We start from the raw sequence: 12491 nt of genomic DNA, 5'->3' as shown, positions 1-12491 counted from the left end.
ATTAAGCGCAATCAAGAGTTATAATACTGAACTATGAATGATAACCGTTTACCCCACACTTTGGTTGATCAATTACAACGTCCACTCCAGGATCTACGGATATCCGTAACGGATCGTTGTAATTTTCGTTGTACGTATTGTATGCCTCGGGCGGTGTTTGGCAAGGATTATGACTTTCTACCTCGCCCTGAAATTTTAACTTTCGAGGAAATTACACGTACAGCAAGAATTTTCAGTAAATTGGGTATCAAAAAAATTCGTTTGACTGGTGGCGAACCTTTATTAAGAAAAAATCTTGAGCAATTAATAGAGCAACTCTCTGCCATTCAACCCATTGAAGTTGCTCTTACAACCAACGCCTCTATTCTCGCCAAAAAAGCGCAGGCCTTGAAAAACGCTGGATTAAATCGAATTACAGTGAGCCTAGATGCGCTAGATGATCCAACATTTAAACTAATGAGCGACGCTGATTTTAGCGTCAAGGATGTGTTAGAAGGCATTGAGCAAGCGCTTCATGTTGGCTTTGAAGATATCAAGGTGAACTGTGTTATTAAACGTGGCACCAATGATCATGCATTACTTGATTTAGTCCGCTACTTTAAAGGTACAGCTGTTACTGTTCGCTTTATTGAATTCATGGATGTGGGCTCGACCAACAACTGGCAACCAGTAGCAGTGGTTCCAGCAAAAGAGATGAAAGATACCATCAATAAAGAATTCCCTCTTGAGTCATTGGAAGAATCTTATCTCGGTGAAGTGGCACGACGCTATCGCTACGCTGATGGCAGTGGTGAAATTGGCTTCATCACCTCAGTAACACAACCCTTTTGCCGTCAATGTACAAGAATACGTCTTTCCACCGATGGAAAACTTTACACTTGCCTGTTTGCCAACCAGGGTAGTGATATACGTCAATTGTTAAGACATCAAGTGAGTGATGCTGAGATCACTCAACATATCATTACCCTTTGGCAGTCACGCAATGACCGCTATTCAGAGTTACGACAAATTGAGAGTGGGCAAAAGAAAAAAATTGAAATGTCCTACATTGGCGGCTAAATATGGATATCACAGGATGTATTTTAGCAGGTGGTCAAGGCTCCAGAATGGGCGGAGTGGATAAGGGGTTAGTTACTTTTCAACAACGCCCTTTGATTGATCACGTGATCAATCGCTTACAACCGCAAGTAACAGAGATCCTTATTAATGCCAATCGCCATCTCGATACCTACTCCGCATTGGGTTACCCTGTAATACATGATTATATTGAGCTCTATTCAGGACCCTTAGCTGGAATAGAACGTGGTTTATATGCCGCAAAAACTGACTGGGTGGCCTTCGTCCCTTGTGATTCACCATTTATCCCTCTACATCTCGTAGATTCTCTGTCAAAGGCCGTAACTGAACAACAGAGTCAGTGTGCCTATGTTGTGACACAAGAAGGAGCGCAACCTGTGTTCTGCCTGATACAGCGTCAGCTTCACAACGACTTACTTGAAACGCTTAAAGCAGGAAATAAAAAACTGATCCATTGGTTACAAAAACATGCCTGTAGTGAGGTGTTTTTTGACAACAGTGAGTTATTTATTAATCTTAATACAACGACAGAATTAGAACATTACAACCGATGATACATTCACTCCCTCCCCTTAATGAAATAAACGATTATGACCCCAACTCATTGACAGTTGATAAAGCAAGAGAGCTTATTCAGCGTTATTTAACACCCGTTGCTGAACAAGAGGAGATTGCAATCTACGACGCACTGCAGCGCGTGACTGCTGATAATATATTGGCACCACACAATGTCCCAAATCACAACAATTCAGCCATGGACGGCTATGCCTTCCATAGTCGTGAACTCATTTCACCTACTGTTGAATTGAAAGTGGTAGGTAACGTATATGCAGGTCACCCCTTTACTCAAGCCGTAGCCTCTGGTGAGGCTGTTCGCATAATGACTGGTGCCGTGATTCCTGAGGGAGTGGATACTGTCATTATGCAAGAGCATGTTGTCCGAGAGGGGGACAGCATTCGTTTTGATAATAAACAAATATCAGTAGGCCAAAATATTCGCCTCGCTGGAGAAGATATCAAACAAGGCGCAGTGGCTGTTAAGACAGGGCAACTGATTACTCCAGCCCATATGGGTTTAATTGCGTCTCTTGGTATTCCAACAATCAAAGTATATCGCCGCTTAAAAGTCGCCTTCTTTTCCACTGGTGATGAATTAAGCTCAGTGGGTGAAGCACTCAAAGAAGGACAAATTTATGACAGTAATCGTTACAGTCTAAAAGGATTACTCACCTCTCTACCGGTTGAATGTAAAGATTTTGGTGTGGTACGTGATAATCCTAGCGCCTTAAAACAAGTCTTTAATGAGGCGAGCCAATGGGCTGATGTCATCATCAGTAGTGGCGGTGTATCCGTGGGAGATGCTGACTTTATAAAAACACTAATGGCTGAATTAGGACAAGTGGTATTCTGGAAAATAGCCATGAAACCGGGTCGACCTCTTGCTTACGGCAAAATCAACCACAGTCATTTCTTTGGTTTACCTGGCAACCCTGTTGCTGTAATGGTTACTTTTTATCAATTTGTGCAACATGCTCTATACCTCTTAGCTGGACAAGAAACAACCACCCACCTGCCACAAGTACGCTATCGTCTGGCACAGCCCATTAAAAAAACACCGGGGAGAATGGAGTTTCAACGCGGTATTGTGTTCAAAGATAGCGATAATGAATGGCGCGTAAAAGTCACAGGAAACCAGAGCTCAGGTGTATTAAGCTCAATGACTCAAGCAAACTGTTTTATCGTCTTATCTCAAGAGTGTGGGTCACTCAACATAGGTGACTGGGTTGAGGTAGAATTATTTAACGGCATAATGTAGTTATCACCATGGCAAAACCACAGGATTTACCCTTAGAACTCTTGCAGTTTTATCTAACAGCTCCTTACCCTTGTAGCTATTTAGATAATCAAGAGGCTCGGTCTCAAGTACTGGCACCTAATAGCCCTATTAATAGTCACATTTACAGTGAATTAGTTCGTCATGGATTTAGACGAAGTGGAAGTTTCACCTACCGTCCACATTGTGACCAATGTCAAGCATGCGTTCCTGTGCGAGTCAATGTGGAAGAGTTTATTTGGCGTCGCATAAACCGCAGAATCTATAAAAAAAACCAAGATCTCAGTATTCATCATCAGCGACTGGTTTTTAAAGAAGAACATTTTCAGTTATATCAAGCTTACCAACAGGCCCGCCACACTAGAGAGGATAGTGATACAGACAATAAAGAACAGTATGTGAATTTTTTAATTCACTCACCAGTGAATAGTGAACTCATCGAATTTCGTTTAAATAATCAAATCGTGATGGTTAGTGTAATTGATTATTTAGATGACGGGATTTCTTCTGTTTATACTTTTTTTGATCCTATTAAACATGAAAGAAGCCTTGGCCAATTTAATATACTTTGGCAACTTAATCTTTGCCGGACACTCACATTGCCATGGTTGTATCTTGGTTATTGGATAAAAGAATGTCGAAAAATGAACTATAAAATCCAATTTCAACCCTTAGAAGGATTGATTGACCATGAGTGGCAACCTTTAGCTCTTGCACAGGAATAATATTTTTATGCTCTATCAAATGATTCGCCCCTTGTTATTTTCAATGGACCCCGAAACGGCCCATCGTGTCGCCATGATGGGCCTTAATCAAGTGGCTAAATGTGATGCCACACATATACACTTTTCAAACCCTACGGATGTGATGGGTATTCGGTTTCCCAACCCCTTAGGGATTGCAGCAGGACTCGATAAAAACGCAGAATATCTACCTGGACTCTCTTCATTGGGAGTGGGTTTTATAGAAGTGGGGACGGTTACCCCACGTCCTCAACCGGGAAACCCGAAACCGCGTATGTTTCGTTTAATTGAAGAACAAGGCATTATTAATCGTTTGGGATTTAATAATACTGGTGTCGATCATTTGCTAGTCAATATAGAGCGCTCACAATATAAAGGTATTCTTGGTATTAACATTGGTAAGAATTTTGATACCCCTCTTGAAAAGGCTCATGAAGATTATATTTATGCACTTGAAAAAGTGTATAACAAAGCCCATTACATCACGATTAATATCTCCTCTCCGAATACAGCGCAGTTACGACAACTTCAGCTTGGTAATGAGCTCACTCATTTATTGTCTTCTCTCCAAGAGAGTAGAAAACAGTTAACAGAAAAACATCAACGCCTTGTTCCTATGGCGGTAAAAATTGCACCTGATTTAAGTGCTGATGAAGCCAAATTAATTGCTGATCAATTGGTGGCTTATGAGATGAATGCTATTATTGCCACCAATACTACTATCGATCACACCTCAGTTATCAATCACCCTTATGGTAAAGAACAAGGTGGTTTAAGTGGTGCCCCACTCTTTGACAAATCCCTTGCTATGGTCAGTGTTCTTAAATCCCATCTAGGCAACCAATTACCTATAATCGGTGTCGGTGGTATTACCAGCAAAGAGAGAGCACAGTCAATGCTTCAAGCAGGAGCCTCATTAATTCAATTATATAGCGGCCTCATCTATCAAGGCCCTGACCTAATCAAATCAATCCTTAGTTCACTATGAGCATCGATTCACTTGAAAAAAAACATACTGTAGAAAATCGGATTCAAACAGCCTGGATTATTGAAGACGAATGTATCGGTTGCTTTCGTTGTGTAAAAGCTTGTCCGGAAAATGCCATTGTTGGAGCCTCACGTTATATGCATACTGTCATACAATCCTTATGCACTGGTTGTGAGGAGTGCATGGCTCCCTGCCCGGTTGATTGTATAGAAATGAAAGCACTATAAATCATGAAAAAACAATCTGTAATTGATGTATTTACGCGCTTAAGAGAGGCGAACCCGCACCCTAAAACAGAATTACTCTACGGCAACTATTTTCAATTATTAATGGCCGTTATTTTGTCTGCACAAGCCACAGACAAGGGAGTTAATCGAGCGACCACACCCTTGTTTAAAATTATAAAAAAACCGCAAGATTTACTCGATTTAGGTGAAGAGAAACTAATGCAAGCCATTTCTTCTATTGGCCTATATAAAAGTAAGGGCAAACATTTAATGGCCACGGCACACCTTCTCGTTAAAGAGCATAACGGCAAAGTACCTCAAACCCGAGAAGAATTAGAACAACTTCCTGGGGTCGGAAGAAAAACAGCTAATGTTGTTCTCAATACGGCTTTTGGACAACCCACGATGGCCGTGGATACGCACATTTTTAGAGTATCCCAACGTATCGGTCTTGCTAAAGGGACAACTCCTCTTGAAATCGAAAAAAAATTATTAAAAGTGATTCCACAAGAATTTATTATGAACGCTCATCATTGGTTAATTCTACATGGTCGTTATACCTGTACCGCACAAAAACCCAAATGTGGACAATGCTTGATTGTTGATTTATGTCGTTATGGGGCAAAACATGTTTGATGTCTCGCGCGATCAAGCACGACAATTCTTTTTTGATGTGAGAAAAAAAAGCCAACAGTCTATTCCTCTGACACCTATTGAAGATATTGCATTAACAATCATACAACACCATCCTGAATATCACGCAATGCTAGATAATCCCCAACGCTATCTTGATAAAGACTGGCGTGGTGAGGAAGGTGTCACCAATCCTTTTTTACATCTAGGCTTACATTTGGCTATCGAGGAGCAACTCTCCATTGATCAGCCTCCTGGAATTAAAAGTCACTATGAAAGATTATGTTATGCACTCAAAGACGAACATCAGGCACGTCACATTCTTCTCGAGTCACTGACTGAAATGATCTGGCAGGCCCAAGTTAATCAAGAGCCCTTCAACAATCATAACTATTTACTGATTATTGAAGAGCGTCTTAAGCAATTAGGTATTGAGTTTCGCCCATAAACAGGCGCCTTTACTTTCTTTATCAATTTTACTTAATTGTTGTTGATGTAAATCCAATTCATCAACATTAGCGTAAACTACCTTTAATGCACTACGATCAGAGCGCGTGACTGATCCATTGTCTTCTATGCTAACCATATGGTCATCGATGATCAACGCTTCTTGCCCTCGTGTCATAGCAAGATAGACATCTCCTAATAACTTAGCATCTAATAATGCGCCATGATAAGTTCGATGCCCATTATCAATGCCATAGCGTTCGCACAATGCATCTAACGTATTTCTTTTGCCAGGATGCATTTCTCGAGCTAATAGCAATGTATCAATTACTTGATGAAAATGAGTTTTAAGTGGTTCTTGTTTTACTCTCTGTAATTCATAATCAAGAAAACCAATATCAAAAACCGCATTGTGAATAACCAGTGTTGAGCCTTCGATAAACGCTAAAAATTCATCAACTATTTGCGGAAAGCGAGGTTTATCCGCTAAAAATTCTGTGGTTAGTCCATGTTTTTCTAAGGCACCAGGCTCACTATCGCGATCGGGATTCAAGTACTGATGGAAGGTGCGTCCGGTTAATTGGCGATTGATAATTTCCACAAGACCAATCTCAATCACACGGTTACCCTTTGCTGTTTCCAGACCCGTTGTTTCCGTATCTAAAACCACATATCTCATTGTGTTAACCTGTCTATACCAAGATTGGCTAATTGATCAGCTCTTTCGTTACCAGGGTGCCCTGAATGACCTTTAACCCACAACCATTGCACAGTATGTTGTTGTACTAATTGGTCAAGTTGTTGCCATAGGTCAGCATTTTTAACAGGTTTTCTATCAGCCGTTTTCCAGCCGTTTTTTTTCCAATTAAAAATCCATTGTGTCATGCCATTTTTAACATATTGCGAATCGGTATGGATTGTCACATCACATCCTCTTTGTAAGGCTTGCAGTGCCTGTATCACTGCCATTAATTCCATACGGTTATTGGTTGTTTGGTTTTCTCCGCCAGATAATGCCTTTTCATGACCCTGATAGGTCAATAATGCTCCCCAACCTCCAGGTCCGGGATTGCCACGACAGGCTCCGTCGGTATAAATCTCGACTTTATCCATGATGTACTACTATCCTTAATTATGTATTTTTTGCTTGGGAAAGAGTGGAATAACCTTAGAGGACATTTCCTGATGACTTGACGCAGATTGTACCGCAGGAACCAATACTTTTTCTTTAACACTAGACTGCCAACGTGGTGTAATTAAACGTACTCCCTGTACCCGTTTTATTGCTTCCAGAAAATATACCCCTCCACCAACTCCCCACCAGCGATCACCTGCTAACTCCATAAAACGAAAACGTTGTCGTAATTGTTCACTACGAAAAGGTGGCGCATAAGCGAAGAATCTTCCCGCATTTAATTCAAATCCTAATAACGATAACCAATCCTTAATACGATTTAATGAAATAAAATCACCACTCCAAGGAAAAGTCTTGGGATGCCAAGAGAAGAACTGTCTTACACCCCATAAGCTTAAGGGATTAAAGCCGGTAATAATGATGCGTCCCTCAGGTACCACAATACGGTCAATTTCACGTAACAAGGCATGGGGATATTGCGAAAATTCCAATTGGTGTGGGAGTACCACGAGATCAACACTTTGGCTCGCTATAGGTAAAAACAGTGGATCAGCTTGTAATTGACACTGTTTAGACGTACCAATACGAATACGATTTGGAATGCGATTAGCACGTAATGCATCAAGCCCTGGTAAGCATAGTTGCAGTGCATGAAAACCAAAAATATTGGCCACAGCCTCATCTAAGATGAGCTGTTCTTGGTTTAGAATATATTGTCCTAGGGTAGAATCTAACCAAGGAATCATGTGCTCTGTATTCATGGCTTTATTTTAACGGAAAATCACTCGATAATGGCAACAAACATAAACTCTCCTATTCGCATTCACGGCATTGCTGCATTTCAGGATAATTACATTTGGGCAATCGATAATGGTGAGTATGCGCTAGTGGTTGATCCTGGTGAGGCCCAACCGGTACTTGACTATTTAGCACGCCAACACCTTACATTAAGTACTATTCTTATTACTCACCATCATGGTGACCATACCGGTGGCATTAACGACTTATCGCAATACTTTTCCCCTACGGTGTATGGGCCAGAGAAAGAACATATTAAGGGAGTGAGTGTTTCAGTGCATCCTCGAGATACGATTCATATACCGCAATTAGATCTTGATTTTACAATTCTCGATTTTGCAGGCCATACCCGAGGACATATAGGCTACTATGCACCGGGAATGCTTTTTTGTGGCGATACGCTATTTAGTGCTGGATGTGGCAGAATTTTTGAAGGCAGTCCCACTGATCTCTTTCAAGCGTTAAATACCATAAAGCAATTACCTCTAGAGACGGAAATTTATTGTGCTCATGAGTACACCCAAAATAACCTTCAGTTTGCCCTGGATGTGGAACCTAACAACTTACTACTGCATAACTATGCCAAACAAGTGGCTGAGCTTCGCGTTAATAATCACTCCACTATTCCGACACGCTTGAGTCAAGAATTACTCATTAACCCTTTTTTACGTACAGATCAAGAGAGCCTTCAACACACTCTCAAGCAACGTTTTAACCATATTGACTGTACTCCTTTAGCGTTATTTACCTTTTTAAGGGCTTGGAAAAATATCTACCCTTCCCCCCTTCACTATTGAAATAAAGTCACTTAATATATAGTTTGTGTTCAAACTAATTAGTGGGGTCGCTATGAAAATCAAACCTCTTGGTAAACAGGGTTTACAAGTAAGTGAAATCGGATTGGGTTGTATGGGGATGTCTGAGTTTTATGGTAAGAAAAATGATGACCAATCTATTGCCACGATCCACCGTGCTCTCGATTTAGGTGTCAATTTTCTTGATACAGCTGATATGTATGGTCCATTTATCAATGAAGAATTGGTTGGTAAAGCCATTCGTGGTAAACGAGATCAGTTTATTATCGCAACTAAATTTGCTAATGTCAGGGGGCCTAATGGTGAGTTTTTGGGGGTGCGTGGTGACCCGGAATATGTTAGACAATGTTGTGATGCCTCACTAAAACGCTTAGGAATAGAGACCATTGATTTATATTATCAGCACCGCGTTGATCCCAATGTACCTATAGAAGAAACTGTGGGAGCGATGGCTGATCTGGTCAAGGCAGGCAAAGTACGTTACTTAGGACTATCAGAAGCGGGAGCCCATACCATTCGTCGGGCACATCATGTTCATCCAATCAGCGCGCTACAGACTGAGTACTCGCTATGGAGCCGTGATGCGGAGGATGATATCCTTCCTACAATCCGCGAGTTAGGTATTGGTTACGTTGCTTACAGTCCTCTTGGACGAGGGTTTTTAACCGGCCAATTTAAATCGTTAAATGATTTGGATGAGGATGATTATCGCCGTCGTTCACCCCGTTTTCAAGCAGATAACTTTAATAAAAATCTGGATCTTGTGCGGGTTATCGAAAATATGGCAAAACAAAAAGGGTGTTCTCCTGCACAGCTTGCTATCAGTTGGGTGATGGCACAAGGTGAAGATATTATCCCTATTCCAGGTTCAAAGAGCATTAATCACTTAGAGGATAATATAGGTGCTAGTAAAGTACAATTAAGCGCACAAGAATTAGACTTTATTAATCAACATATCCCTCAAGGTGCTGCTGTGGGGGATAGATATGCTGCACCACAAATGCTCGCTCTTAATCGTTAGTATGTTTTTAACTAAAAAACTCTGTTCCCGGCTTAAACTGCCGGGAATAAAATGTAATTTATATTGCTTGTCTTAACAGCCTGTTTATTTCTATTTTTAATTATCTGGCTATTTACTCTTGCAGCGTAGTGTTATTTTAAAAAAGTGAGCACACTATGTTGATTTGCTCAAGGCATATGATTACGCGTCCAATCAGCTGATTTCTCAATATCCTTACCTAATCCTTCCACCGTATTACAAGCACTTAATACACTTGCGCACAGAACCAGTAAAATTATCCTCTTAACAATCATTTTCCACCTCTTTCTTCTAAAAAAGCTTATATTGACCTTAGTATCCACATCAAGATAGTATCACTTGTTTAGGTAGTGAGTAACGCATGGTAAAGTCTCCTCTCGTTCATGTCGGGTTATGTACTGGTTTATTGTTGTGGCTTAGCATTGCTCAAGCCGCTAATGAACCCATACCTGTTAATGAGGAAGGAGGCGCCCTTATATCTGTCCCTGATGCCATTGCTAGCGTTAAGAAGGAAAAGTCAACGCCGACGACAACCGATACAATCAATATTAATTCAGAGAATATTGATAACCCATCAACTGTTATTGCTCAACCATTAAATATAGATACCACATCAGATGATTTATGGGATCGCATTCGCGCAGGCTTTGCCATGCCAGAATTAAACGATGCCAAACGTATACAAAGACAAATTGATTGGTATGCGGCACGTCCTGATTATGTTGAGCGTACCGTGGACCGTAGTCGAAAATACCTATTCTTTATCGTTGAAGAAGTACAACGAAGAAAGATGCCGACAGAAATCGCTTTATTACCTATTGTAGAAAGTGCGTTTAATCCGCATGCTTTATCAATTAGTCAGGCTTCTGGTATTTGGCAATTCATTCCAGCCACAGGGCGCCATTATGGTATGGAACAGAGTTGGTGGTATGACGGACGTCGTGATGTGGTTGCTGCCACTAATAGTGCCTTGGACTATATCCAACGTCTACATGATGAGTTTGGCTCATGGGAATTGGCTTTAGCAGGATATAACTGTGGCGAGGGTAAGGTTCGTCGAGAGATCGCTTATAATCGAGCACGTAATTTACCGACAGACTACTTAAGTCTTAACTTACCTGACGAAACTAGAAATTATGTACCCAAACTATTGGCTGCTAAAGCCATCGTATTAGATCCCAAACGCTACGGTTTAACACTTGACTCCATCCCTAATGAACCTTATTTTGCAGTGGTAACAACTAAAAAAAGAATTGATACTAAACTGGCTGCGCAGTTTGCTGGGATGAGTTTATCTGACTTTATCATGCTCAACCCCGCTTTCAATCACTCAATTATTACTCTGAACTTTAATCATGAGCAAAATATTTTAGTCCCAGCGGCTATGGCGGATAGTTTTGTTGCTAAATTAGAAGACCCTCAAGTCAAGTTACAAACCTGGAAAACAGAACACTTAAAACGTGGCGAATCTCTCGAACAGGTGGCAAATCGCTTTGGCATATCACCAGAGGAATTGAAACAGGTAAATGGTATTGCCAATAATAAAAAAGTTGCTGGCGGAGGAACCGTTTTAGTGCCTGATGATAGCGGGGCTGATGATCAGAGTTCAGAGGACAACGGCAAGCCTGAAGGGGCGATACCCTCCCCTTCCATGAATAAAAAACCTGTAAAGGTCAAAATTCAAAAACATGACAGTCTTGAAAGTCTTGCTCAAAAATACAATACAACTGCAGCACAACTCGCTCAATGGAATCACCTTAAAGTTAACAGCAAGCTTAAGCCAGGGTATTGGTTAATCGTTGAATTGAGTACAGGCTCAACAAGTACCACAACCAAACACTACGCCCAATCCTCTTCTCGTCATTCCCTACCAAGCAAAGCTTCTCACAATCACAGTCACACGCACAAACATCATCATCACCGACAAAACACTAAAGCAAGTAACCCTTAGGAATTGCTGAAATCAGATTTTGGGTATAGGGCATTTGGGGCGATTGAATAAGCTGATCACTCTGTCCTATTTCAACAACTTGTCCTTGATGCATTACCATGATTTCATCTGACATATAACGTACCACTGATAAGTCATGAGAAATGAAAATCAAACTAATTTGTAACTGATCTTGTAAATCTTGAAGAAGATTTAATACCTGAGCTTGTACTGATACATCTAGGGCAGAGACAGATTCATCACAAACTAGAATATGTGGTTTCAATGCAAGACAACGGGCAATGGCAATACGCTGACGCTGCCCTCCTGAAAACTCATGAGGGTAACGCGCAAGCATTGCTGGACTGAGCCCCACTAATCCTACTAAACACTCAACCTCTGCTCTTCTCTGTTGCCTATTCATATTGGGAAAATGCAGTATTAATGGTTCTTCTAAAATCTGAAATATGGTGAAACGAGGGTTTAAGGATGCATAAGGATTTTGAAAGATAATCTGAATGAGTTGTGCTGTACCAATCACAGATTGAAGATCTTGGTGGTAATCAATATGTCCCTGTGTCATGGGAATAATACCCGCCAACATTAAACCTAAAGTCGTTTTACCTGAACCTGACTCACCAACAATACCTAAAGTTTTTCCTCGATAAATAGTACAAGACACCTCCTTTACTGCATCAAAATAGGTACGAGAAAACAATCCCTGGCTAAGTGGAAAACGTTTTGACACTTTTTTCACATTCATTAACACCTGATCCAAGGCATTGATGCCACGCTCCCTGTCTTGAGGATGTTCCATCATCTGCT

The 12491-nt window shown here is 40.9% G+C and carries 15 protein-coding genes; 11 read left to right on the top strand and 4 right to left on the bottom strand.

Translation table 11 applies throughout. The features are described 5' to 3' along the window. Window positions 1–33: 33 nt before the first annotated feature. From moaA to FV185_RS03080, 8 genes are read left to right on the top strand one after another with little or no spacing between them, the layout of a single operon-like run. Window positions 34–1059 (top strand): GTP 3',8-cyclase MoaA, encoded by a 1026-nt coding sequence (gene moaA / locus FV185_RS03110; RefSeq protein ID WP_067493443.1) that lies wholly within the window; start codon window positions 34–36, stop codon window positions 1057–1059. 2 nt (window positions 1060–1061) lie between these two features. Continuing rightward, complete coding sequence (mobA, locus tag FV185_RS03105) at window positions 1062–1631, top strand: molybdenum cofactor guanylyltransferase MobA (RefSeq protein WP_067493441.1); 570 nt, start codon at window positions 1062–1064, stop codon at window positions 1629–1631. Beyond that, window positions 1628–2893, top strand: coding sequence for a molybdopterin molybdotransferase MoeA (gene moeA, locus FV185_RS03100; RefSeq protein WP_067493439.1), 1266 nt, complete (start codon window positions 1628–1630; stop codon window positions 2891–2893). The genes mobA and moeA overlap by 4 nt, the downstream gene beginning before the upstream one ends. Before the next feature lie 8 nt (window positions 2894–2901). Then, complete coding sequence (locus tag FV185_RS03095; protein WP_067493437.1) at window positions 2902–3636, top strand: arginyltransferase; 735 nt, start codon at window positions 2902–2904, stop codon at window positions 3634–3636. Between the two features lie 7 nt (window positions 3637–3643). Next, the gene (locus tag FV185_RS03090) at window positions 3644–4642 is read left to right on the top strand and encodes a quinone-dependent dihydroorotate dehydrogenase (protein ID WP_067493435.1); all 999 of its coding nucleotides are present in this window, start codon (window positions 3644–3646) and stop codon (window positions 4640–4642) included. After that, entirely contained in the window at window positions 4639–4869 is a 231-nt protein-coding gene (locus FV185_RS09395; protein WP_082787003.1) for an RnfABCDGE type electron transport complex subunit B, read from the top strand. The genes FV185_RS03090 and FV185_RS09395 overlap by 4 nt, the downstream gene beginning before the upstream one ends. Window positions 4870–4872: 3 nt before the next feature. Continuing rightward, a complete protein-coding gene (nth, locus tag FV185_RS03085; protein ID WP_067493433.1) occupies window positions 4873–5505 on the top strand; it encodes an endonuclease III in 633 nt (210 codons plus the stop codon). Beyond that, entirely contained in the window at window positions 5498–5950 is a 453-nt protein-coding gene (locus tag FV185_RS03080; protein ID WP_067493431.1) for a DUF1841 family protein, read from the top strand. The genes nth and FV185_RS03080 overlap by 8 nt, the downstream gene beginning before the upstream one ends. On the opposite strand, the gene dnaQ is transcribed toward FV185_RS03080, so the two are convergent. From dnaQ to FV185_RS03065, 3 genes are read right to left on the bottom strand one after another with little or no spacing between them, the layout of a single operon-like run. Next, entirely contained in the window at window positions 5927–6628 is a 702-nt protein-coding gene (gene dnaQ, locus FV185_RS03075; protein WP_067493429.1) for a DNA polymerase III subunit epsilon, read from the bottom strand. The genes FV185_RS03080 and dnaQ overlap by 24 nt on opposite strands. Next, complete coding sequence (gene rnhA / locus FV185_RS03070; RefSeq protein WP_067493427.1) at window positions 6625–7062, bottom strand: ribonuclease HI; 438 nt, start codon at window positions 7060–7062, stop codon at window positions 6625–6627. The genes dnaQ and rnhA overlap by 4 nt, the downstream gene beginning before the upstream one ends. Window positions 7063–7077: 15 nt before the next feature. Continuing rightward, a complete protein-coding gene (locus tag FV185_RS03065) occupies window positions 7078–7845 on the bottom strand; it encodes a methyltransferase domain-containing protein (RefSeq protein WP_067493424.1) in 768 nt (255 codons plus the stop codon). A 30-nt stretch (window positions 7846–7875) separates the two neighbouring features. Between FV185_RS03065 and gloB the strand changes: the two genes are divergently transcribed. From gloB to FV185_RS03050, 3 genes are all read left to right on the top strand, one after another. Next, entirely contained in the window at window positions 7876–8679 is an 804-nt protein-coding gene (gene gloB / locus FV185_RS03060; RefSeq protein ID WP_067494231.1) for a hydroxyacylglutathione hydrolase, read from the top strand. A gap of 52 nt (window positions 8680–8731) precedes the next feature. Then, window positions 8732–9718 (top strand): aldo/keto reductase, encoded by a 987-nt coding sequence (locus FV185_RS03055; protein ID WP_067493422.1) that lies wholly within the window; start codon window positions 8732–8734, stop codon window positions 9716–9718. 379 nt (window positions 9719–10097) lie between these two features. Next, the gene (locus FV185_RS03050; RefSeq protein ID WP_067493420.1) at window positions 10098–11687 is read left to right on the top strand and encodes a transglycosylase SLT domain-containing protein; all 1590 of its coding nucleotides are present in this window, start codon (window positions 10098–10100) and stop codon (window positions 11685–11687) included. Here the strand turns inward: FV185_RS03050 and FV185_RS09860 are convergent. Then, window positions 11668–12429 carry an ATP-binding cassette domain-containing protein gene (locus FV185_RS09860; protein ID WP_442856304.1) on the bottom strand — a complete coding sequence of 254 codons (762 nt, stop codon included), beginning with the start codon at window positions 12427–12429 and terminating at the stop codon, window positions 11668–11670. The two genes, FV185_RS03050 and FV185_RS09860, sit on opposite strands and share 20 nt — an antisense overlap. Window positions 12430–12491 lie beyond the last annotated feature (62 nt).

The organism is Ferrovum sp. PN-J185, from assembly GCF_001581925.1.
Classification (GTDB): Bacteria; Pseudomonadota; Gammaproteobacteria; order Burkholderiales; family Ferrovaceae; genus PN-J185.
This window is presented reverse-complemented; position numbering and strand designations above follow the sequence as displayed.

Bases quoted from the DNA above. Each gene is read 5' to 3' on its own strand.
- moaA (WP_067493443.1), top strand. From the start codon at position 34: ATGAATGATAACCGTTTACCCCACACTTTGGTTGATCAATTACAACGT.
- mobA (WP_067493441.1), top strand. From the start codon at position 1,062: ATGGATATCACAGGATGTATTTTAGCAGGTGGTCAAGGCTCCAGAATG.
- moeA (WP_067493439.1), top strand. From the start codon at position 1,628: ATGATACATTCACTCCCTCCCCTTAATGAAATAAACGATTATGACCCC.
- FV185_RS03095 (WP_067493437.1), top strand. From the start codon at position 2,902: ATGGCAAAACCACAGGATTTACCCTTAGAACTCTTGCAGTTTTATCTA.
- FV185_RS03090 (WP_067493435.1), top strand. From the start codon at position 3,644: ATGCTCTATCAAATGATTCGCCCCTTGTTATTTTCAATGGACCCCGAA.
- FV185_RS09395 (WP_082787003.1), top strand. From the start codon at position 4,639: ATGAGCATCGATTCACTTGAAAAAAAACATACTGTAGAAAATCGGATT.
- nth (WP_067493433.1), top strand. From the start codon at position 4,873: ATGAAAAAACAATCTGTAATTGATGTATTTACGCGCTTAAGAGAGGCG.
- FV185_RS03080 (WP_067493431.1), top strand. From the start codon at position 5,498: ATGTTTGATGTCTCGCGCGATCAAGCACGACAATTCTTTTTTGATGTG.
- dnaQ (WP_067493429.1), bottom strand. From the start codon at position 6,628: ATGAGATATGTGGTTTTAGATACGGAAACAACGGGTCTGGAAACAGCA.
- rnhA (WP_067493427.1), bottom strand. From the start codon at position 7,062: ATGGATAAAGTCGAGATTTATACCGACGGAGCCTGTCGTGGCAATCCC.
- FV185_RS03065 (WP_067493424.1), bottom strand. From the start codon at position 7,845: ATGAATACAGAGCACATGATTCCTTGGTTAGATTCTACCCTAGGACAA.
- gloB (WP_067494231.1), top strand. From the start codon at position 7,876: ATGGCAACAAACATAAACTCTCCTATTCGCATTCACGGCATTGCTGCA.
- FV185_RS03055 (WP_067493422.1), top strand. From the start codon at position 8,732: ATGAAAATCAAACCTCTTGGTAAACAGGGTTTACAAGTAAGTGAAATC.
- FV185_RS03050 (WP_067493420.1), top strand. From the start codon at position 10,098: ATGGTAAAGTCTCCTCTCGTTCATGTCGGGTTATGTACTGGTTTATTG.
- FV185_RS09860 (WP_442856304.1), bottom strand. From the start codon at position 12,429: ATGAATGTGAAAAAAGTGTCAAAACGTTTTCCACTTAGCCAGGGATTG.